The sequence below is a fragment of the Paraburkholderia sp. GAS206C genome (assembly GCF_050435645.1).
Taxonomy (GTDB): domain Bacteria; phylum Pseudomonadota; class Gammaproteobacteria; order Burkholderiales; family Burkholderiaceae; genus Paraburkholderia; species Paraburkholderia phenazinium_B.
Genome location: NZ_JBNDKR010000001.1, coordinates 190,722 through 212,706 on the forward strand (window position 1 = coordinate 190,722; position 21,985 = coordinate 212,706).

21 protein-coding genes are annotated in these 21,985 nt (G+C 58.5%); 8 read left to right on the forward strand and 13 right to left on the reverse strand.

Annotated elements, in window-relative coordinates; genetic code table 11:
- Nucleotides 1-23: 23 nt before the first annotated feature.
- The 9 genes from P3T20_RS00940 to P3T20_RS00980 all read right to left on the reverse strand — a co-directional run bounded on the left by P3T20_RS00940 (nucleotide 24) and on the right by P3T20_RS00980 (nucleotide 9,207).
- Nucleotides 24-989: a hypothetical protein gene (locus P3T20_RS00940; RefSeq protein ID WP_429285751.1), complete on the reverse strand. Its 966-nt coding sequence runs from the start codon at nucleotides 987-989 to the stop codon at nucleotides 24-26.
- On the reverse strand, nucleotides 989-1,768 hold the full coding sequence (locus P3T20_RS00945) for a VOC family protein (RefSeq protein ID WP_429285752.1): 780 nt from the start codon (nucleotides 1,766-1,768) through the stop codon (nucleotides 989-991). The genes P3T20_RS00940 and P3T20_RS00945 overlap by 1 nt, the downstream gene beginning before the upstream one ends.
- Before the next feature lie 26 nt (nucleotides 1,769-1,794).
- Nucleotides 1,795-2,754, reverse strand: a complete 960-nt coding sequence (locus P3T20_RS00950; RefSeq protein ID WP_429285753.1) for a PDR/VanB family oxidoreductase — start codon at nucleotides 2,752-2,754, stop codon at nucleotides 1,795-1,797.
- Nucleotides 2,747-3,172, reverse strand: coding sequence for a Rieske (2Fe-2S) protein (locus tag P3T20_RS00955; protein ID WP_429285754.1), 426 nt, complete (start codon nucleotides 3,170-3,172; stop codon nucleotides 2,747-2,749). Before P3T20_RS00955 ends, P3T20_RS00950 begins: the two co-directional genes overlap by 8 nt.
- 29 nt (nucleotides 3,173-3,201) lie before the next feature.
- Nucleotides 3,202-4,245, reverse strand: a complete 1,044-nt coding sequence (locus tag P3T20_RS00960) for an amidohydrolase family protein (protein ID WP_429285755.1) — start codon at nucleotides 4,243-4,245, stop codon at nucleotides 3,202-3,204.
- Entirely contained in the window at nucleotides 4,242-5,405 is a 1,164-nt protein-coding gene (locus tag P3T20_RS00965; RefSeq protein ID WP_429285756.1) for an amidohydrolase family protein, read from the reverse strand. Before P3T20_RS00965 ends, P3T20_RS00960 begins: the two co-directional genes overlap by 4 nt.
- Before the next feature lie 911 nt (nucleotides 5,406-6,316).
- Nucleotides 6,317-7,657, reverse strand: a complete 1,341-nt coding sequence (locus P3T20_RS00970; protein WP_429285757.1) for a CapA family protein — start codon at nucleotides 7,655-7,657, stop codon at nucleotides 6,317-6,319.
- A 126-nt stretch (nucleotides 7,658-7,783) separates the two neighbouring features.
- Nucleotides 7,784-8,461, reverse strand: a complete 678-nt coding sequence (locus tag P3T20_RS00975) for a GntR family transcriptional regulator (protein ID WP_429286177.1) — start codon at nucleotides 8,459-8,461, stop codon at nucleotides 7,784-7,786.
- A 29-nt stretch (nucleotides 8,462-8,490) separates the two neighbouring features.
- The gene (locus tag P3T20_RS00980; protein ID WP_429285758.1) at nucleotides 8,491-9,207 is read right to left on the reverse strand and encodes a GntR family transcriptional regulator; all 717 of its coding nucleotides are present in this window, start codon (nucleotides 9,205-9,207) and stop codon (nucleotides 8,491-8,493) included.
- Between the two features lie 84 nt (nucleotides 9,208-9,291).
- On the opposite strand from P3T20_RS00980, the gene P3T20_RS00985 reads away from it, so the two are divergent.
- From P3T20_RS00985 to bktB, 6 genes are all read left to right on the forward strand, one after another.
- The gene (locus P3T20_RS00985) at nucleotides 9,292-10,044 is read left to right on the forward strand and encodes an SDR family NAD(P)-dependent oxidoreductase (RefSeq protein WP_429285759.1); all 753 of its coding nucleotides are present in this window, start codon (nucleotides 9,292-9,294) and stop codon (nucleotides 10,042-10,044) included.
- A 14-nt stretch (nucleotides 10,045-10,058) separates the two neighbouring features.
- Nucleotides 10,059-11,258 carry an acyl-CoA dehydrogenase family protein gene (locus P3T20_RS00990; RefSeq protein WP_429285760.1) on the forward strand — a complete coding sequence of 400 codons (1,200 nt, stop codon included), beginning with the start codon at nucleotides 10,059-10,061 and terminating at the stop codon, nucleotides 11,256-11,258.
- The gene (locus P3T20_RS00995; RefSeq protein ID WP_429285761.1) at nucleotides 11,245-12,312 is read left to right on the forward strand and encodes a phosphotransferase family protein; all 1,068 of its coding nucleotides are present in this window, start codon (nucleotides 11,245-11,247) and stop codon (nucleotides 12,310-12,312) included. The genes P3T20_RS00990 and P3T20_RS00995 overlap by 14 nt, the downstream gene beginning before the upstream one ends.
- Nucleotides 12,313-12,379: 67 nt before the next feature.
- A complete protein-coding gene (locus tag P3T20_RS01000) occupies nucleotides 12,380-13,081 on the forward strand; it encodes a CoA transferase subunit A (protein ID WP_429286178.1) in 702 nt (233 codons plus the stop codon).
- A 32-nt stretch (nucleotides 13,082-13,113) separates the two neighbouring features.
- On the forward strand, nucleotides 13,114-13,755 hold the full coding sequence (locus P3T20_RS01005) for a 3-oxoacid CoA-transferase subunit B (protein ID WP_429285762.1): 642 nt from the start codon (nucleotides 13,114-13,116) through the stop codon (nucleotides 13,753-13,755).
- Nucleotides 13,756-13,772: 17 nt separating this feature from the next.
- On the forward strand, nucleotides 13,773-14,957 hold the full coding sequence (bktB, locus tag P3T20_RS01010; protein WP_429285763.1) for a beta-ketothiolase BktB: 1,185 nt from the start codon (nucleotides 13,773-13,775) through the stop codon (nucleotides 14,955-14,957).
- A gap of 125 nt (nucleotides 14,958-15,082) precedes the next feature.
- Here bktB and P3T20_RS01015 read toward each other — a convergent pair whose 3' ends face one another.
- Together P3T20_RS01015 and P3T20_RS01020 are read right to left on the reverse strand one after the other, a co-directional pair.
- The gene (locus P3T20_RS01015; RefSeq protein ID WP_429285764.1) at nucleotides 15,083-16,237 is read right to left on the reverse strand and encodes a porin; all 1,155 of its coding nucleotides are present in this window, start codon (nucleotides 16,235-16,237) and stop codon (nucleotides 15,083-15,085) included.
- A gap of 296 nt (nucleotides 16,238-16,533) precedes the next feature.
- Nucleotides 16,534-17,787: an MFS transporter gene (locus P3T20_RS01020; RefSeq protein WP_429285765.1), complete on the reverse strand. Its 1,254-nt coding sequence runs from the start codon at nucleotides 17,785-17,787 to the stop codon at nucleotides 16,534-16,536.
- Nucleotides 17,788-18,934: 1,147 nt separating this feature from the next.
- Between P3T20_RS01020 and P3T20_RS01025 the strand changes: the two genes are divergently transcribed.
- On the forward strand, nucleotides 18,935-19,177 hold the full coding sequence (locus P3T20_RS01025) for a hypothetical protein (protein ID WP_429285766.1): 243 nt from the start codon (nucleotides 18,935-18,937) through the stop codon (nucleotides 19,175-19,177).
- Nucleotides 19,178-19,237: 60 nt separating this feature from the next.
- Here the strand turns inward: P3T20_RS01025 and P3T20_RS01030 are convergent, their stop codons facing one another.
- The gene (locus P3T20_RS01030) at nucleotides 19,238-20,203 is read right to left on the reverse strand and encodes a D-2-hydroxyacid dehydrogenase family protein (RefSeq protein WP_429285767.1); all 966 of its coding nucleotides are present in this window, start codon (nucleotides 20,201-20,203) and stop codon (nucleotides 19,238-19,240) included.
- Nucleotides 20,204-20,445: 242 nt separating this feature from the next.
- Between P3T20_RS01030 and tssA the strand changes: the two genes are divergently transcribed.
- Entirely contained in the window at nucleotides 20,446-21,486 is a 1,041-nt protein-coding gene (tssA, locus tag P3T20_RS01035) for a type VI secretion system protein TssA (protein ID WP_429285768.1), read from the forward strand.
- Nucleotides 21,487-21,556: 70 nt separating this feature from the next.
- Here tssA and P3T20_RS01040 read toward each other — a convergent pair whose 3' ends face one another.
- On the reverse strand, nucleotides 21,557-21,979 hold the full coding sequence (locus P3T20_RS01040; protein ID WP_429285769.1) for a hypothetical protein: 423 nt from the start codon (nucleotides 21,977-21,979) through the stop codon (nucleotides 21,557-21,559).
- Between the last annotated feature and the right edge of the window lie 6 nt (nucleotides 21,980-21,985).

A 21,985-nucleotide genomic window follows, 5' to 3' on the forward strand; every position in this document is an offset into this window, starting at 1 on the left:
ACGAACCTGGCGAGCTCCGGCCTCTAGTGCGGCTCGAATTTGCGTAAGCATCGATGCGTCCGGTGCGGCTTGCCGGTGTAATTCGCGAGGGACTCAGGCACCTCAGACACGTAAATCGCACCGGTGGAGTCGACCGCGATCGCATGCGGCGCAAGGAACTCCACGCCAGGACAAACTACTTTCGCAACGATGGTGCCATTCGAGGACCGTATCGTCACCCGTCCGGGCGATTCTTGCCCTGCCCGCCCGAGTCGCCAGGACTTAAGGTCTAGTGGACCGCGTGGCAGTTCCGTTACATACACGTATCCCCGGCGATCGAGGGCGACGTCCGCGGGCCGTTGCACATCGTTCCAAACGTCAAGCAAAAGGCCGTCGCTGGAAAAAATCTGTATCCGGTCGTTTTCCCGGTCACAGACGAAAACGCGCCCTTCGTTGTCAACCGCGACACTGTGTGGAATAACAAAGCAGCCTTCGCCGGCCCCAGGTCCACCCCAGGAATGTAATAGCTGACGATCCGCGGAAAATCGGTGCACACGGCAATTGCGGTATCCGTCACTAACGAAGAGTTCTCCATTTCGCCATGGAGCCGCCTTGGTAGGCCTGTTGAATGGCGGCCCACCCTCTATCCGGTCAAATGAAATCTCTGGGTTCGGGGCGTGCGTGTCGTATCCCGTCTCAGATGGAGAACCGCTACCAATCGTTTCTAGCAGGCTCCCTGCAAGGTCAAACACGTAGACTCGATGGCCACCGTCATCAGCGATGTAGATCCTGTTATCGTTGCCGATTGAAATGAAGTGCGGCCGCCTGGAGAAGCAACCTTGGCCCCAACGGTCGAGAACAGTCCCGTCAGATTGGAAAACTGTGACCGGAACGTCACCGTGCCGCAGGACATAAACACGGTCGTGAGAATCGACTGCAACTCCAGTGACGTCGCGGTCCCAGGTCTCACCACCCCAGCCAGTGACTTCCTCAAAGTTCATCAACATCATCACTCCGTAGCCGCACGAACCCAGTGCGGAACAAGCGCCCGGCCTTGATCACCCTTAACGTCGAGGAGCGCGGGAACCGGATCTTCGTCCATAAACCAGGTAGAGAAATCGTATGACTCCCACCCGGCCCCAGGCGCATTGAACGACGAAATCTCTAGCGGGTTGCCACTGGGGTCGGAGAAATAGATGGAGGAAATGAACCGATGCGTGTTGTTCGCGCCGCGCCGCTCGGACAGATCAGACACTGCAACGCCGTGCGAGAGCAAATGCTCGCGGAACCACACAATGTCAGCGTGCGTGGGCACGTCGAACGACAGGTGATCCAACTTCTGTGGCTCCGTAGGCCGACTCCATTTTTCTGTACCGGCCGCCGGCCACAGGACTGAGCTCACTGGAGCGGCTGGTCGCTTTGCGACGCCGGGAGCCTCGTAGAGCGAAAACAACAGGCCGTTACTCATCTCAAAGAACACCTGCCTAACCGTCATCTTTACCGCGACGGACGAGGGATCGGCCTGTTGAACAGCCAGCCCGCTCGAATGGTGAGCGGCAGAACGCAGGCCTTCGGCAGTGGTAGTGAAGCGAACAGTTCGCACGACCCGAAGACCGAGTACATCCCGGTAAAAGCGTACGCCTTCGTTCATGTCCTGAACAAACAGGACCAGGTGGTTGATTCCCGAGATCCGGCCAGTCGCCGGACCGGATTCTTGCAGAATTCGCCGGTGGCGCGGCTGCTCACCGGAGGCAGGCAATTCAATTTTAGAAGCCATTGCAGTCATCATTCATACTCCTGATTTAACCACTTTCGCTATGCGTCGAGAACCAGTCGAGCCGAGCATGATCGCGAAACGCAGACCATAATCGTCTGGCCCGCAGCACGCTCTTTCTCGCTGAGCACCGAATCCCGATGATCGGGTATCCCACAGATCACCTTTGTTTCACACGATCCGCAAACGCCCTCCTGGCAGGACGAATCGATGCCCACGCCAAGTTCCTCGGCTACTTCCAGGATCGAGCGGTCAACCGGTACCGTTGCTACAAGGCCAGAGCGCGCGAATTCGACCTCAAATGCAGCGTCCGAATTCTCGGAGCCATCCTCGCGACGAGTGAACCGCTCGACGTGGACCCTATCGTCCGACCATGACGCGCAGCACTCGTCGACTGCGCGCAGCATCGACTCGGGCCCACAGCAATAAACCACGGTCTCGGAATCGGTCCCGACGATAAGCGCAGGCAGATCCAGCAAACCACTTGTTTCACTCTCGTGAAGCAAGACCCTGTCCCTCCCGAACGCTACAACGTCATCGCTAAAAGCCATCGATTCAGCAGACCGGCCACAATAGACAAGGCGCCAGTCAACATCGGACGCGGAGACTTCAGCGAGCATCGGTATGATTGGCGTGATTCCGATGCCGCCGGCAATGAACAGATAGCACTGCGCTGCCACCAGTGGAAAGTTATTGCGGGGACCCGTGACGCGTACCGTGTCCCCTTCCGAAAAGGCCGCATGAATGTGAGCTGAACCTCCTCGTCCATCAGGTGTGCGTAGCACGGCCACTTGCCAGTGTCGCCGGTCGGAAACCCGACCGCACAAGGAATACTGCCGAACGTACTCCACACCGTTGGAGACGAAACGGAGGTCCACATGAGCACCTGGTTCCCAAGGCGGGAGTTCGGCCTCGTCCCGACGTGCCAACGTAAGACGAAGAACTCCCTTGGCGACCACGTCCATACGGGTAATCACAAGCTCGAAGTCGCGCTCAGACATCGAGGACAACCGTAGCGCCTTCGACCGAAACCGGAATGGTCTCGACACCGGCTTTGAGCCGCTCGAGCTCCTCCGCGGTCTCAATCGAAACCGGGTAGGTACGCACTTTCTGGCGCGATTCAAAAATCGTTCGCCCCGTCTTGATGTCGAATTCCCAGTGATGCCAGGGACACGAGACAATCTCGCCTTGACGCACCCAATGCACCTCGGGTTGACAATCCAGCGGCATTTCCGCCGCCGAGGTGCCTCGTATCTTACCCACACACAGAGGACCGCCCATGTGCGGGCAGGTATTTTTTAGTGCGTAGAACTCACCATCGATGTTGAATACACCGACGCCACTTTTCACCCTTTCCGGGAAAACTACTTTTGACGAGCCGGGCGGAAGGTCGGCAACCGGACCCACTACATAGCGCATGTTCAATCCTCCTGTTCAGTGCTGCCCGGTCACGAGCTCATTTCAGCCGACACCCGTGCTGCAAGACGCGGGTAAAACTGCAGCGCATTTTCGGCAAGACAGCGAGCCCGGTCTTCCCTGGACCACGTCGTGAACACATCGTCCGCACGCACGCCGTCCCAATACGGATGGCGACTGCCGAACACCACAAGCGAGGAATTGTCGCCGCCGATCGTGCCAGCCGCTCTGCCGCTGTGGGGTGATATCTCGTCGTCGGGTTGAGTGACGAAGCGAACATTACGCTCGAGGTACGTCGTTGGATCCTTGCTCACCCAGGGAACCTCGAGCCGATCGGACTGCCAGTCCTTGTCCGTTCTGATTGCCAGTGAGCGCGCCGCATGTACGCTGACATCGCCGAGAACCACGCGAAGCTCAGGCAGGCGTTCGAAGACACCTGCGACGATAAAGCTGGTGAGATGCACGATCGCCGACATCGGCCGAATAGCGTGAATCTCGGCAAAGTGGCTAGGAAAGCCGACCTGTGACGGCGGCGGCTCACACAGCGTGCCCAGGTCGTCGTGGATGAAGACGGCGAGGCCTCGTTCAACCGCCGTACGCCAGATCGGAAAGAAACGCTGCTCGCCGTAGGTACCCAGGGCGCGCGCGGGCACGACCAGTTGGACGAACCGCTCATCGTCGGCCCAACGGTCGATCTCACGCAGCGCCACGTCGACATCGTTCAGCGCGATGCGGATGGAGCCCAGGAATCGTCCCTCACCTTCGGGCGCATTCAGCCACTTCTCAGCGAACAGCTTGTTGGCAGCGCGTGCGACCGCTGTGGCCTGCTGCGGATTAGGCCAGTATCCGCGAGTCGTCGGGCTCAGCACCGCATAGTCGACTCCGGCGCGACGAAGTTGCTCCGCAACCGCGGCCGGGCTGGATGCGTCCGCGGCTGGGACTGCCAACTGATCGAGTGGGGCCCGGTATCGGTCACCGAAGAGCGGCGGCAACTTGAGCAGATTCCACGGTCCGCCGATCTCCCGATTGAATTCCTCATCTCCCAGCACGGGGTGAACTGCGCAATCGATGATCATTGCAGACCTCCCGCCGCGCGATCAAACCGGTCCACCGGCCTCGTCTTCGGCAAATCGTAGAGCACGCGTGCATTCTCAGACAGGATCCGCTTCTTTACCTCGGCATCGAGCGAACGCGGAAGTGCCCTGCTCGGAGGGTCATAGTCGTAGTGAGGATAGTCGCTGGAAAATAGCAGCAGTTCAGCGGCATTTGCTTCTTCGAAAAGAGCGGCAATTTTTTGCGAGTCCGTATTCTCTTCGATGGGTTGCGACGCGAACCGGAAGTGGTCGTGCACGTACTCGAGCGGCGTCTTCCGCAGCGAAAGCTCGTGCCCGGTCATTTTCCATTGACGTTGCAGCCGATCCACCACGGGGCGATACCACAAGAACCCGCCCTCGACGAAAACGACTTTCATCTCAGGATGCCGATCAAGAACACCGTTGCAAATCCAGCTGACCATATGAGATGCATAGGCCATCGGCGCAATCAATGAATGGTATTCAACGAAGTACTGCAGCGGACCCGTCGACGTCCAACCAAGGGGTTGCGTAGCGCCACCCCGGAAGTGCATCGAAATCGGAAGCCCGTGTCGTGCAGCGGCTTCCCAGATCGGATCGTAGGACGGGTGACCGAAAGGTCTTGGTCCATAGTGGCCAATCAGCACCTGTCGAAACGCGGGATGGCCGCCCCACTTGTCGATTTCACGAGCCGCGCCAACTGGATCGTCGACCGAAACCGTAATCGCGCCAAAGTATCGACTCTCAGCGTTGTACTTTGATAACCAGGTGTCGGCCAGCCACTTGTTCACCGCCGACGCCAGCGCCGTATCCAGCCGCGGATCGACGGTCAAGCCGCGAAAACTCCACGGCAATAGCATCGCGAAGTCAATCGGGTCGTCAACGAAGAGTTGCCGGCCAACCATCTCAGGATCGGACCCGATATCACCTTTCTCCGGATACGCATCCTTTCGACCGCCACCGTCGAGCGTCTTGTAGGTCGAGCGACTCCACGGCACGGCATCGATGAGATTGGCGCGGTCGCGCCACGGTGCATCCAGATAGGGGATGAGCTCATCGAACGAGCGAGGTTCCACATGGACATCCGTATCGATTACTTTGATATCCACTGTATCGAGTCGATTGTCCTGGGCTTGCGGCCTTGTAAGTGTTGCTGTCGTCATGCTGTTTCCTCCCGGCAATATGTTGCTGTCGCCATGATGTTTTCTCGCGACGACGAGTGTTGTCGACGTACTGATCAGTCTGCCTGTATATTTTTATGATGTCAATCCGACCTCGGCCAGGGAGAACCCGAGACATATCGTTCAAGAAAAACCTGGAGATCGGCAGACGTGGGGCGGGTCCCCCAACCGCTGGAAGTATTGACGGCTGCCAGCGCTATCCACGAATCGGGAGGGCGAATCGCTTCGACAGTTGCGGGGCCCTCGGTGATAACCAGCCGCCCTGTCGACGGCTGAAAGTGAGCGCAGATCTGTCGGCCGTCGACAAGGACTTCCGCAAGCACACTTCGCGACTTCATTCCACCCTCCTGCCCATTGGTGTCGTACCCCGGCGAATCGGCGGATCGGATGCCGCACATCCCCTCTTTTAATGCTAGCCGTTCGATATCTGTTGCAGCAGATGCAAGACAATCACCGCAAGGCCACTGACAAAAATCGCGAATCCGACTGCTTTATGCGCGAGCGTCCAAACACGCCGGCGGAATGGGTAACGCACGAACGGCGAATCAGTTTTACACATCATCAATAGTCCTAATTTTTATGCGAACACGTCTGGTTTTTCGCTCTTTATCGTTGACTCTCAACAGCACTGAGTTGGCATTCCCGAGTCTGTGGTCGAGAAAGTGCGGGCGTCGTCGTAAAGTCCCCAACACGACGAAGTGTTCGCGTATATAGTCAGTCTGACTGTATATTTATGGAGTGTCAACCGTCGACGGCCAGGGAGAACCCGCAGAGAAGTCTGGGCAATCGCCAAGCCCAGACTGGCGCTCCACCCCGACCGCTCTCCGCCAACTTATCGGTCGGTCAGCGGGTGGTGGAGCACAGGTGTCATCAGGTCAACTGCGTACTGCGCCTCACCTCGCTAACCTGAGCTTGCCTATATGTCGTGCGCCCTCACGGACAACATCGAAGCCGGCGCCAAAAGGTTTGGAAAGGTCGTCAAGCCGGGCCAGAATGCGGGCGCCGTCGTTTGCAGAGGCTAACTGAGGGCAGCCGCGCCGACTGCGCGGTGCATCCCGTCCGAGCGTGATCGGATGGAATGCGCTGTCGACGAGGACACCATTCTCATAGGTGAAGCGCGGCAGCACCGACTCCCAGAAGAGCGACTGTTTCCCATAGCCGTTCACCACGTCGAACAGATCCGCGGACGTGGACGTCAGCGGCATGCCCTGCTGTTCGTATACTTCGAGCGGAAAGGCCGAAAACGTCTCTACGTTGAAGATGAAGTTGCCGAGCGAATAACAGATCGGCCGGCCGGCATAGAGCTCGACGCCGCGTAGCATATGAGGTCCATGCCCGAAAACGCCATGCGCGCCGGCGTCTATCAGTTGACGAGCGAGAGGCTGCAGAAACTCTGCAGGCGTGTCGGTGTTCCAGCGACCCTGCATACCTTCATGACAATGAAGTCCGACAAAGACGAGGTCCGCCTGGCGAGAAGCTTCCGCCACCGAAGCAACAAGTGCGTTGACGTCGCGTTCCAGCGCGTCAGTCTGTACGCGCGAGTTATCGCTCGGCGCGAAATTGACGCCCTCCACGGAGAATCCGCCCGGAGGCGGCGGATCATAAACGGCCTTGTCCGGATAGGGGAAATGAATCCCAGGCGCAGTTGTCCCGGTTGCCGAAACGTTGACGCCCGCTTCAGCCATGATTTCACGCAGCTCTGCGAAGCGCTCCTTCCGGATGTAATGCGTTTTCTGTACACGGACAGGGGCAATTCCGGGCCGTCCTACGTCGCCGACGCTGGGATCTGCCGCAAGGGAGAGACGAGCGTTGCTCGATCCGGCGGCGATGTATGCGACGCGGCAGCCAGGCGCGCTGAAATATCGAGGAGCGCGCGCCTCGCTCAGCGTTCGCCCTACCCCGGCATAGGTCAGGCCGCGCGCCTCCAACGCTTCGATTGAAGAGACTAACCCAGCTACTCCGTAGTCGGTTGCATGGTTTTGTGCCATCCCGTAGATGTCGATGCCGAGCCACTCAAATTCTGAAAGAAGCTCAGGCTCCGCACCGAGCGGAATGCCATGCATGGTCGTCGAGGCCATCCGACCTCGGCCGGGAAAGACCATTTCGACGTTCGTGATGGTGACGTCGGCGTTCCGAAGCAACTCGACGAGAGCGAGAAAGTCGGCATCGGGATTGGCCGAGATGCGCTGCGTGAGTATGGAATCGCCCGTGGCGAGAACACTTACTTTTGACACAACCGTTCCTCCATAGTTTTGGGATACCAATTTGGTATACACTGCTCTACGTAAGGTTGATTGTCAACGCAAAAACGCAATGACGCGGTCTGGAAACGCCCCAAGGCAGCCTGCGACGCGCTTTGTTTACGCCACGAGGATCCCGCGCGCTCGTAGCGTGCGGCTACTCTCCGTGAGAAGCTTGAGCAGGCGGACCCGGCTGTCGCGCAGGTGGTCTCTCATGAGCTTTTCTGCGGTATCCGCATCGCCCTTTCTCACCGCTGCCAGCATTGCCCTGTGCTCGCCCCAACCTTCACGGTCTTCGGCTGTATCAAGGTAACGAGCCCGTGACAGCCGGGTCATCGCGTCGACAATGCCCCGCTTGATGAAATCGTTTCGAGCCAATTCTGCGAGGCGAGTGTGAAACTCAGTACCGATCCGGTGAACCTCAGCCGTGCTCGCTTCCGGCCCCCAGGCGTCGAGCGTCGCGTCGAGCGACATGAGATTTTCACGATTCGAGCTTTGCGCCGCTAACCGAATGGCAGCAACTTCGAGCACCTCGCGATATACGTAAAGCTGTTCAATTTCCTGAATGTCGAGCGGCGCCACCTTCCATCCGCGGCCTTCGCGACACACGAGGCCGTCTGCTTCAAGATGCAATAGCGCAGCGCGGACCGGAGTTCTTGAAGCACCGAATTGCGCTTCAGCCCAACGTTCCGTGAGACGTTCGCCCGGCCCGAGTTCCAACTCGAGGATCATCTCTCGCAGCTTCGCTTCGACCTCTTCTGCCTGTGTCATGTTTTCTCCAACTGTCCTGATGTCCATCAAGGCCGAATGTAATGCCGATATTAGTCTTACGACGGGCGGCGGTCCGCATATGACGGTAGTTGAACGCCGGGAGCCTCGCAAATTGAAGTCCGGACATTCTGCACGTGCTCACGGCCAAGCGCTTCGGCCTTATCGGCGTCTCTGGCGAGGACGGCCGCTGCTATACGCGCGTAGTCGCGTAGGCGCAGTTGCTGCAACGACGGGAGACGGTACTGCGCATAGACGATCGGCATGTGGATCGCCGGAAACAGCCGCCTTAACTCGCGATTACCGCCCAATTCAAGCAGCACCCGATAAAAGCGCCGACGCGCTAGCGAAAAGCAAGCACTGTCGTGCGCTTTGTCGGCTGCTTTTAGTTCGCGTACAACCTGTTCGATCGCGCGAACCTGCTCGGACGTCGGCGTGGCACTTGCGGCGGCGCGTGCGAGCAAACCGGTCATGAGTTCCGCGACATCCAGCACGTCAAGGGTGTCCTGAAAACTCAATGAGCGGATGACGGCCCCCTTGTGCCGCAGCAATTCGACCACGCCGTCCGCAGCGAGGCGCTGCAAGCCCTCCCGAACCGAGTTGCGGCTCACTCCAAAGCTCGCAGCCAGATCTGCTTCGACCAGCCGCTGAGCCGGCACGATGGTCTGGTTCTCAAGACCGCTCAAGATTCCAAAGAAAATTGCGTCCGAAGCGGAGCCTGTTTCAAGGACCTCGGATGCTTCGGTTTCTAGCGGTGTGGTCGTCAGTTTGATCATGTCCAAAATTGTAACAGAGGATCCATGAGCGATTTTGTTCAATATAATTGTCCAACAATCTCATAGACAATCAGTGCTCACAACATGCCGATGACGATGAAAGACCTCACTGGGAAGCGTGCGCTGATAACGGGCGCATCGAGTGGATTGGGTGCACATTTCGCGGCGCGACTTGCCGCATGGGGCGCGGAGGTGTTCGTCGCGGCAAGACGCACTGCCGCACTGGAAACGCTCACCGCTGCTCTGCGCGAGAAGGGTTGCAAAGTCACGCCGGTGCCGCTGGACGTCACTAGCGCAGCTTCACGAGCGGCAATGGCGGAAGCCGTCGGTGCACTCGACATTCTGGTCAACAACGCGGGGGTCGCCGTTGAAGGTCCAGCACTGGAGCAGTCCGAAGCGAACTGGGATGCTGTGATCGACACCAATCTCAAGGGCATGTTCTTTGTTGCGCAGGCAGTTGCACCGGCGATGAAAGCGAGAGGCGCGGCAATCATCAATGTGGCGTCCGTCCTCGGCATGCGGCAAGCCGGCGGCGTACTCCCTTACGCGGTGTCCAAGTCTGGTGTCATCCAGTTGACGAAGACACTCGCCCTTGAATGGGCACGTCACGGCATTCGCGTCAATGCGCTCGCGCCCGGTTATATAGAGACGGAACTTAACCAGGCCTTCTGGAGGACACCCGCCGGTGAAGCGCTAATCAAGCGCATTCCACAGCGGCGGCTTGGGCGCATGGAAGACCTCGATGGTCCGTTACTGCTGCTCGCGTCCGATGCAGGGCACTACATGACGGGCACAGTGCTGGCCGTCGACGGCGGTCATCTCGTTAGCAGTCTTTAGAAAAGGAATTGCAGATGTTTACCCCATGCCCCACCGAGCGCAGCCGGGCACTCGCGGATCGCGTCGAGGCGTTCGTCCGCGAGGTGGTCTCGCCTTACGAGCGCGATCCGCGTAGCGGGCCCCACGGACCATCCGCCGATCTGGTTGCCGAATTGCGCGCTCTTGCGCGCGAAGCCGGCGTCATGACACCGTACGTTCTCCCTGGCGGCGAGCACCTGACACATCAAGAAACGGCCGCAGTGCTCAAACGCTCCGGACTATCGCCTCTCGGTCCGGTAGCAGTGAATACGATGGCACCCGACGAGGGCAATATTTTCTTGCTTGGCAAAGTGGCAACGGCCGATCAGAAGCAGCATTTTCTGACGAAACTCCTCTCCGGCCACGCGCGCTCCGCCTTCTTTATGACGGAACCCGCCGAAGACGAAGGCGCTGGATCTGATCCCTCGATGCTTAAGACGACGGCGCGTTTCGACGGCAACGAATGGGTGATCAATGGTACGAAAACCTTCATCACTGGAGCGGATGGTGCTGAGGTAGGTATCGTGATGGCGCGCACCGACGACGGCGACCAGGCCCGCGCGAGCATGTTTCTCGTCAGCCTGCCGCACCCTGCCGTCAAGATTGTGAAGGTGCTGGATACCATCGACAACTCGATGCCGGGAGGACATTCGCGGGTTGCGATTGAAGGGCTGCGTCTGCCGGCAAGCGCTGTGCTAGGCGACATACACAGAGGACTTGAATACGCGCAGATCCGCCTCTCCCCTGCGCGCTTGTCACATTGCATGCGGTGGCTTGGAGCGGCGACCCGGGCACATGAGATCGCGGTGGAGTACGCGACCCGGCGGCACGCTTTTGGAAAACGCCTGATCGATCACGAGGGTGTCGGCTTCATGCTTGCCGACAACCTGATCGATCTGCAGCAATCCGCGCTGATGATCGACTGGTGTGCGAGTGTGCTCGATTCGGGAAGCCTCGGAACAACCGAAAGCTCGATGACGAAAGTCGCTGTATCCGATGCGCTGTTCCGCGTTGCTGATCGTTGTGTGCAGACGATGGGCGGATCCGGCGTATCGCGCGATTCGATCGTTGAGCAGGTGTTCCGCGAAGTGCGGGCATTTCGTATCTACGACGGTCCCACTGAAGTTCACAAGTGGTCGCTGGCAAAAAAGATCAAGCGCGCGGCGCTCGAAGGAGACTACCGTGCCGGACGTTGACCAGTTCTCCGGAATCGGCCCGATCCGGGCACAGCACAGATTCGACGAACGCGCTCTGGCGCAATGGATGGCGGATAACGTCGTCGGCTACGAAGGACCGTTGAACGTCGAGCAGTTTAAGGGCGGGCAGTCAAACCCGACGTACCGCTTGCGCACGGCGCAGCGCGACTACGTGTTGCGGCGCAAACCACCCGGGCCTCTCCTCAAGGGCGCCCATGCCGTGGAACGCGAGGCGCGGGTAATGGCGGCCTTAGGCTCGGCTGGCTTTTCGGTGCCTCAGGTCTTCGGTGTGTGCAACGACGAGCAGGTACTCGGCAGTAGCTTCTTCGTTATGGAAATGATGGAGGGGCGCATCTTCTGGGAATCGGGATTTCCCGGTCTACCTGTGTCCGAGCGCGCGGCGTACATGGACGCGATGAACGCAACGCTCGCGCGGCTTCACACGCTTGACTATGTGGAGCTCGGCCTTGTGGACTACGGCAAGCCGGGGCAATACGTTGCGCGCCAGGTGAATCGGTGGTCGAACCAATATCTGGCCGACGAAGCGGCCGGCCGTGATACGAACATGGATCGCCTGGTGGCGTGGTTGCCCGCGCATCTACCTGCACGTGATGAGACCACACTCACGCATGGCGATTTTCGTGCGGACAACCTGATATTCCATCCGACGGAACCACGAGTGCTCGCCGTACTCGACTGGGAACTGTCGACGCTCGGCGACCCCGTCGCGGATTTCGCGTACCACGCGATGATGTACCGCTTACCGCCAAGCATTCTCGGCGGGATCTCAGGACTCGATCTTGCCGCACTGGGGCTGCCCGACGAGGCAAGCTACGTCGAGGCATATTGTCGACGCACCAGCCGCGAGCGAATCGCCGATCTCGACTACTACATCGTCTTCAACATGTTCCGTTTTGCTGCAATCCTGCATGGAATCCGTGCACGTGTAGCTCGCGGTACTGCGGCCAGCGACGAAGCGCGCGCGATGGGTGACCGCTTTGTGCATGTAGCACAACTAGCATGGGAACAGGCGCAGAAGATACATCGCGCTTGAATCGACAGTCAGACACCAGGTATCCACGCCAGATGCGCCTGAAAAATAGTTGTTAACAGGAGACATGATGGGAAAAATCTATCCGACAGCGGCAGCCGCGCTAGATGGCCTTCTGCACGACGGCATGATGCTCGCGGTGGGTGGCTTCGGTCTTTGCGGCATTCCAGAGGCGTTGATTGATGCGACGATGGGTTCAGGCGTACGCAACCTGACCGCAATCTCGAACAACGCGGGTGTCGACGACTTCGGGCTTGGCAAATTGCTGCAGACAAAACAGATCAAAAAAATGATCGCGAGCTATGTGGGCGAGAACAAGGAGTTCGAACGTCAGTTCCTGAGTGGAGAACTGGAGGTTGAATTCACGCCACAGGGCACGCTCGCAGAGAAACTCCGGGCCGGTGGCGCAGGAATACCCGCGTTTTTCACGAAGACCGGTGTTGGCACCGTCGTGGCGGAAGGAAAGGAAACGCGTCGGTTTGACGACGAGACGTATGTACTCGAGCGGTCGCTGACACCCGAGTTGGCATTGATCAAGGCCGAAATCGCGGATACGGAAGGGAATCTGCGCTTCCGGTACACGGCTCGAAACTTCAATCCGGCGGTCGCGATGGCTGGACGAACATGTGTTGTGGAGGTAGAGAAGATCGTCGATGTCGGCACGATACACCCCGACGACATTCACCTCCCCGGAATATACGTTCATCGGATCTGTTTGAACGCAGTGCCTCAGAAGCGCATCGAAAAGCGGACCATTGGTGCAAGCAGGTAAATCAAACAAGAGACAACGCATGGGAGATAGCGATGGCATGGACAAGAGATCAAATGGCCCGACGCGCTGCGTTGGAATTGCACGATGGCTTTTACGTCAACCTCGGAATAGGCATTCCAACGTTAGTTGCCAATCACGTACCGGATGACATAAACGTCTGGCTGCATTCGGAAAACGGGTTGCTTGGTATCGGATCGTTTCCTGAGGAACACAACGTAGATGCGGACCTTATCAACGCCGGAAAAGAGACAGTTACGACAATAGCCGGGAGTTCGATCGTCAGCAGCGATCAGGCGTTTGCCATGGTGCGGGGCGGAAAAATTGCGCTCAGCATCCTTGGCGCCATGGAGGTCAGCAAGAACGGCGACCTTGCTAACTGGATGATTCCCGGCAAGCGGGTGAAGGGAATGGGCGGAGCAATGGATCTCGTAGCAGGTGTGCAACGTGTCGTTATCCTGATGGAACACGTGGCTTGTCGATCCGACGGTGGATTCGACTTCAAAATCGTGGAGTCTTGCTCTCTGCCGCTGACGGGACAACGGGTCGTGGATCGAATCATCACAGATCTTGCGGTGATCGATGTTGAGAGAGAAGGTCTGAGAGTCGTCGAGATGGCGCCCGGTGTCGATATCGATTTCGTGCAGGCTCGTACCGGCGTCCAATTGTTGCAGTAAGTACTGGAGAGACAGCGATGAGCAGAGAGGTGGTTGTAGCAAGCGGTGTGCGGACGGCTATCGGAGACTTCGGCGGCAGCCTTAAAGACTTCCCTCCTACCGATCTCGGCGCGCGGGTCGTGCGCGAAGTACTATCCCGAGGTTCTGTCTCAGGGGAAGAAGTGGATCACGTTGTATTCGGTAACGTGGTGCACACCGAGCCGAAGGATATGTACCTTGCTCGCGTCGCTGCCATGTACGGAGGCGTGGCCCAACATACGCCAGCGCTGACGCTGAACCGCCTCTGCGGCTCTGGATTGCAAGCCATTGTTTCAGCTGCCCAGTGCGTGCTTCTTGGCGACGCCGATATCGCGATCGCCGGAGGAGCAGAAAGCATGTCGCGCGCGCCCTATTCCGTGCCGGCCGCGCGCTTCGGTCAGCGAATGGGTGATTCCCGGCTTGTCGACATGCTGGTCGGTGCATTGAGCGATCCGTTCCAGACGATCCACATGGGCGTAACGGCCGAAAACGTTGCGAGCAAGTACAAGATTGCGCGCGAGACACAAGATGGGCTCGCGCTGGAATCGCATCGTCGCGCAGCCAGGGCGATCGCCAACGGCTACTTCAAGGAACAGATCCTGCCAGTCACGGTGCCTTCAAGAAATGGAGACAACGTGTTCGCTACCGATGAACACGTCCGCCTCGACGCTTCGCTCGAAGACTTCTCCAGGCTAAAGCCGGTTTTCTCAAAGGACAATGGCACCGTCACCGCAGGTAACGCGTCGGGCATTAACGACGCTGCAGCAGCCGTTTTGCTGATGGAGCGTGGGGTGGCAGAAAAGCGCGGCATCACACCACTCGCACGGCTCGTCGCTTATGCACACGCAGGGGTCGATCCGGTCTATATGGGCATCGGTCCGGTTCCGGCCACGCGTAACGTGCTCAAGCGCGCGGGTTTGACAGTCGACGACCTGGACGTTATCGAGGCTAACGAAGCGTTCGCTGCGCAAGCCTGCGCCGTGACGAAAGAACTCGGACTCGATCCAGTCAAAGTCAACCCGAACGGTTCGGGGATCTCCCTCGGACATCCCATCGGCGCGACTGGCGCTGTCCTTACCGTCAAGGCGCTGTACGAGTTGCAGCGAATCCGGGGGCGCTACGCGCTTGTTACGATGTGCATTGGCGGCGGCCAAGGTATTGCAGCAGTCTTCGAAAGGTTGTGAACGACGCTCAAGCGCTAGCACATATATCGTAGGACCTGGCCATGCGCCTTCAGTTGCTGTTGCAAACCCGTCGCGACCGCAAGTCGCGCCCACCATGGATAGTGGGCGCGACGCCGTTACAACTCTCAGAATCGATGTTGTATACCCACCACCGTGACGACCTGGTTTTGGGTCGTTGATGGGCCCGCGAAGTAAAGCTCCGCTACCGCCGCCTTTCCCGTTGAATCAGTGCCCGAAGCATGCTGGTACATCACGTCAGCGAACAAATCAGTTCGCGCCGAGAGCAAGTAGTCAGCGCCAAGGCCGCCTTGACTGTATTTAGCATCGTTGACGCCATACCCTTGCAGATAATCGTAGTCGGCGCCGAGCAGCAGGTGAGGCGTGAGCTGGTAGCGGAAGCTGACTTCGATATTGTTGAATTTTGCGTCGCCGCCTGCGCCGACCGCGGGAAGGCCTGCCAGCGCGCCGATATCCTTGAACTGAGTGTTGCTGTACACCACCGCGAACGTTGACGCCTTATAGTTGTACGACGCGCCAGCAACCACAATCTGCTGCGACTTTGCAGAAGCGTAGCCCGAATACACAGGGCTCGCGCTCATGTTTGAGGCGGTGGTGCTCGAAGACGGGTTGCTACCAAAAAAAGAGTAATTCGGATCCTTCGCATTAAGGTACGCAACACCAACTATGAGCGGGCCGCGAGTGTAGTTCGCACCAAGCGACCAGATCTGGTTGCGGCTAAACTGGCCAGCCACACCACCGAAGCTATACAGACCGCCAAAAGTGAAGCCGTCGTACGACACGCTTTTGAACTTGATGGAGTTGTTGACGCGGTTTGTGCCATTCAGGTTATCCAGATCGCCGGGATGCGCCCCGAAGTACGGCAGCCAGACGTCCGACGCCTCGAACATATAGGTGTAATCGATTGAAGAGTCGTATTGGCGGCCCAGGGTGATTGACCCGAGATGCGAAGACGACAACCCGAAATAGGCCTGCCGGCCGAACTCATCCCCGCCCTGATCGAGCCCCCCGTTTGCAATGACAAAGCCGTTTTCGAGCACGAACAGCGCTTTTAAGCCGTCGCCAAGATCTTCAGTGCCACGGAGCCCCCAGCGATTTCCCAGAATATTGCTACTGGTCATCTGGAATTGGCTGTGACCGCCAGTATCGTTTGTATAGGCGACGCCTGCATTAAGCACGCCGTAAAGCGTCACAGAACTTTGAGCATTCGCCGCCGTGGCAAAGACAATAGAAATCGCCGCCGCAAATAGGGTTTTTTTCATCGCAAAGATCTCCTGAATTGGTTTTGGAATTTGATACCGAAGTCCGTTGGACCGATCTGTTTATTACTTATAATCAATAGTACTAATTTAATAGACGGCGAAATTTTCAATGTTAGCGCGGCGGTAACGTCTCATACCTCGCTGCGCTGCTTGGGTTGCGGCCACGTCTGTACAGAGCTTCGGATGGTTTCTGCAAATCCCGCCTCTTGTTCTTTTGCGCGGCCATACAGATCCGGAGACTCTTCTTGAACGCCGTTCAGCTGGAAAAGCAGCAGCGTTTTGGCCGATGGCCCAGCTTAGTCCGGCAAGTGCCGCGCGCGGAAAGCATAGTAGGCCTGGACCGTCGCAGAAGACGCAAGCAGGAGCACGCTAATAACCCTGAGCAATGCAGCGCTCGTGAACCGGTCGCCTTCGTGCGTGAGGATCCAGCCTGCCAACGCGGGACCCAACGAGATGCCTCCCACGGCGACGATGTAATAAACGCCATTCATCTGGCCCGATGTATCCAGCTTGGACATCACACCAAGAATCATTGGATTGATGACCCAGTATGCGTAAGCAAAGAGCAGCGCGGATGCCACGAAGAACGAGAAAGACCGGGGAAAGAAGAGCTGCAGCGCGACGGAAAGACATAACCCGATGAAAACCAGAGTAATGATCGGAGCCGACGCTTTGCGATCTCCCGCGAAAATTGCCGTTATAGATCCCAGCGCGCTGACGAGCGCGCCCCAACCCAGGACGGCGGTTATCTGCGCACGGCCAACCCCAGCGGTCTCGCCGAGAACTGAAATGAAGGGCCAAAAGGTTCCTACCCCTAGATAGAACACCCCGAAGCTCGTGGCGAGAACCAGCTTCTCCACTAATCCCAATGGCTGCGATTGCGCGGCCGAGATCGCTTTTTCTTTCACGGCCCTCACGTGATGCTCTGGAATCCACGCGATCATGAGCAGTGCGAGCGGAATTGTTCCGGCGAGAATAACAAAGATGGAGTTTGTCCCACAGAGCCGCTCGATAAGCGGCATGGCAAAGGCAGCGGCGGCTCCGTAAAGTTGGGTGGTCACCGAGTAAAGCCCCGCAGTTCTCCCGGGGCGCGCCGACAGCGCAATCAGAATCCCAAGGCGCCCCAAACCAAAACCAGCACCAAGGCCCGACAGGCAGCGTAACCCGTACAACACAATACCAACGTCACCCTTGAACGGGATGCTCGCCAGGTTGGCTAACATCGTCAAGGCAAGGGCAACGAACAAGTACTCTCGCCGGCGCAGGGCAAGCGGAAACGCTGTCGCCACGATGGTGCCGGCGCTCGTCGAGATCATTTCGACCGTTAGAAGATATCCGGCGGTTGCCTTGTCGAAGCCAATCGAATGGACAAAGGCTTGAATGATGAGCGGCTTGAGGGTTGAGGTCGCATGCCCTGCAACGCCTGCCAACACGATCGCAACCAAAGGCAAAGCACCTAAAAAGCGCACGCCCCAACGCCCACCGCCGACGGAAGAGTCGACGGGAGCTGGGTTGGCCTTCTGAAAATCGGTTGCTGCGGGATCGCTCATTTCAAATGTCCTCCTCATCTTCGAACGAGCGCAGTCCAGCATGGACGGCGGTATCGATCACTTGAATTCCAGTGGGGCCGAATCGGCTGTCGGCCGACCTTGGTCGAGACAGTGTTCTAACCGGCATACTGATCAGTCTACCTGCACATTGTCGAAGCGTATGTAAGGGAATCTACTTAAGCGCGGGAATGTACTTAAGCTCGTCCGCGAACCTGCCGGGAGGGCGTTCGCTGCGCCAGGGAAATTACCTAATGCCTTAAGCAACCCAGCAATCTGGGAATAGAATCGACGTCCCATCTGTTTACGCAGTTGAGTTTACGCAGTTGAATTCGAAACACACGGTCGACGACTCGCAAACTTGCTTCATACCGGCACCTTCGAGTCGAAGCGAACACGGAGCGAAGACATCGAGACCGTCTGAGCACGGCCACCCTAATCGACAGATTCAGTCCTCCACCTCTCACCGATATGCTTCGACTTTCCAGGATTACTGAGTTCGCGCTATCGTTGGTCGAATTGGTCACGAAGGTTGGTGCGCTCATTCTGGTTTGCTGCAAAACGCCGCAAAGGACCCTGGATGAAACCTCCCCCTGATGGTGAGGAGCAGCAACATTGCCTGCACGACTGGCGATGTAATCGCGTGATACCGGTTGGACAGCACGAAGCGCTCGGGTCGAAGGAATATTTTCGTGTATCCAGTTGTTTAGTTGTTAAGGTCCGACGACAAGCTCGTGACCGAGCGGCCCAAAGCCAACGTGACCGTCATCTGCCGAGCGGATCGATGCGCCTGCGTGTACCCCTCTCCTGGCCGATACCGCTGGAGAAACCGCAATGCATAGCCTGTCCGATCATATCGCCCTCATCACCGGTGCTTCGCGTGGCTCGGCCACCGGCACTCCTGAATAAAACGTGATGTCTGGAAAGATGATAACTTCTGCCCAGCGGTTGTCGAAATCTTAACGATTAGTTATGCTGTTAATAGCTGTCGGGGGGCTCACCTGGAGCGAAACAGCCAAAATTCTCTGCATCCCGGTTGGCACAGTCATGAGCCTCCTGTCCTAGGCACATCGGAGAATTGGCAAATTTTTCAGGCGAGCGGGAAGACCAGAAAACAAAAAAATACCGGAAGCAAAAAGGAATCGCGTTCATGAAAACGGACGATATCCAGCTCATGGCGTATGCGGACGGCACTTTGTCGCCGCATGAGCGCGAGCAAATCAACGCCAGGATCCATCGGTCAGTCAAGACCGCGATCCAGGTAACGCGACTGCAGGCATCCCGCCTGCCCTACAGGGAAGCGTTCGCGCATCAAAAGTTGCCATCTGTCCCGCAAAGACTGATTGAGAAAATCACGGAGATGGTGGCAGCTGCCGCAGAGACGGGCAAGTGAGGCATGGCCCCCGCACAGGACGAGGGGCCTCCCCGTTCGAAAACGCTGCAGTCCCTTCGCTCAAAGCTGCCGGATCGGCGCCCCGTCAATCCATGCGCGAATCGCCTCCACAATCTGCGGATAAGCCACATGGTAGGTATTCTCCGTGACATAGCCAATGTGAGGCGTAGCCAGTACGTTCGGCAGAAACCGGAACGGATGCCCCGCGGCTAGCGGCTCTTCGTCGAATACATCAAGCGCGGCACCACCAATACGGCGTTCCTGCAGCGCTTCGATCAGCGCGTCTTCCGAGACGATGGGCCCGCGAGACGTGTTCACCAGGTACGCGCCCGGCTTCATCAGTCCAAGCTCTCTCGCACCCACAAGCCCCTTTGTGCGATCGCCAAGCTTGAGGTGAATCGTAAGCACGTCCGCCTCACGAAAGAGTTCATCCTTCTCGACACGTTGCACGCCCACTTCCGCGGCCCGTTCGGAGGTCAGGTTCTGACTCCACGCAATAACCCGCATTCCGAATGCGACGCCGATGCGAGCGACGGCCTCGCCGATACGTCCGAGCCCGAGCACTCCTAGCGTTTTGCCATTTACATCCATCCCCACACGGGTCTGCCAGCCACCCGCCCGCAATGACGCAGCCTCGCCGTATAGATTCCGCGTGGCGGCGAGTATCAGACTCCAGGTTAGAGCCGGGGTGGCGGCGGCATCGCCGCCCGTGGTGCCCGATACGACAATGCCGCGCGACTTCGCGGCATCGAGATCGATGGCGGCATTCCACATGCCGACGCTGACAATCAGCTTGAGACGCGGCAGACGTGCGAGGAGATTCGCGTCGAAGCGGGTCCGCTCGCGCATCAGCACGACAGCGTCAAACGGTGCGAGCCGGGCCGCAAGCGCATCCGCGTCGCTGACATGATCATGAAAGAATACGGTGTTCGCCTGGGGCTGCAGGCTCGCCCAGTCCGCGAGCGAAGGGGCGACATGCTGGTAATCGTCAAGGATGGCGACATTCAAGGCAGCGGAACCGGACATGCAGTTTGTCTCCTACACAGGTGATATTCGTGGATGCGCTCAGATGGGCAGTCTAATGCGGCTGCTGTTTTTCTGCTGGCGGGCCCTCCGGTCAGCGAGCCGTTGGAATAACCGGGTCGGCTCAAGCGTTTCCATTTCCAGAGACCCTGCGTGAAAGTCATGCGCCGACTCACCTGCGTCAGCCGAAATCCTTGACGGGTTTCACTTTCCCGCAACCCTTCCCCTAAACTCAGATCTCCACGATGCAACTCGACCTCGACCGCTTCCTGGCCCCAATCGATGACAGCGCGCCAACGGGGCAAAACCTCGAATACGACCCTGCGTTTGCGGAACTGGAGCGAATCGCCACGCCGGTTTCCGAACGCGCGATGGGCGAGAGCATCAAAGCCGCCGTCGAACCCGACTGGGACAAAGTGGCCGATGCGGCCGACGCACTGCTCGCTCGCACCAAGGACCTGCGCGTCGCGCTCCATCTGAGCGCAGCGTGGACACGCAAAGCGGGACTTGATGGCTGGGCCGCGGGCCTAGGTCTGGTTCGCGGGTTGCTTGAGCGCTACTGGGACGACGTCCACCCTCAACTGGACGCCGACGACGACAACGATGCCACTGCGCGTGCCAACGCACTCATGGCCCTTGGCAATCCGCAGAGCGTGCTGGGCTACTTCCGTGCCGCGACGTTCGTGCAGTCGGTGAGGCTCGGCCGTTTCTCGCTGCGAGATCTGCGCGTCGCGACGGGCATGGCAGCTGCGACACCGTCCGCGGACGGCGCATCTGCTCCTAGCCTTGTCGATCTCGAGGCGGCCTGCATGGATTGTCCGGAGGATGAGCTACCCCGTACTGCTGCGTTGCTTGCCGACGCACTGGAACACGCAGAATCGATCGATGCGCTTCTGGGCGAAAAGCTGGGAACGTCGAGCCCGGACCTGAGCCATCTGCCGGCCGACATCAGGGATCTGAAGAAATTCGTCGACGCGCAACGCACCCGGCGATTTCCGGACCAGCAAAACACGGATACTAACGGCCGCGAGCCACAGATGCGGTCAGAAGGTACAGACCCGATCGACCCGCCCCGCCCGCGAGGCATCGCAGGACCTGACGATGTCAGGCTGCGCATCGACGAAATCTGTGAGTACTACGAACGCAACGAACCCTCCAGTCCGCTGCCCATCCTGCTCAAGCGGGCCCGCCGTCTGGTAGGCAAGAATTTTGTCGAGATCATGCAGGACATCACGCCCGGCGGTCTGTCGGAACTGCAAACACTGTCCGGTTCCGAAGTCGACTGACACGCTTGCGGGTCTTGCTCATAGCGCGCTCGACCCCGGTACCGTCCTCGCCCATACCTGGTACACCGCCTCACGTGCATGTAAGCCAATAGCACAGTAAAACACCCGAGCAGAGGGCGATCGCGCAAAGCAGTGCGGCTCTTTCAATGAGCCACGCTGCGTCGAAGGCCGTGCCCGAGCTGTTTAGCTTTCGCTCCTCTTTGCCGTTGCGCGCCTTTCCCAACTCGCCTGGCGTCGACATGTCGTAAGCTGGGACCGCGCGACGCACCGTTTCGCGCTCCGCCTGAGCAATCTCGTCACCCAGCGATTCGAGCAAGGCGCGCCGGCGGTGCCGGTATTCGTCGCGCGCAATGCGGCCCAGCCGATGATCTTCGTCGAGCGTGCGCAGTGCTTCGTTAACCTGGCGTTCGCGGACCTTCATTGCGGCCCGCGCGGCGCTCTCGACCAGGCTGCGCGGGCTGTCGCCTGCCGCAACCGACCACTGTTCCATCATGCCGTT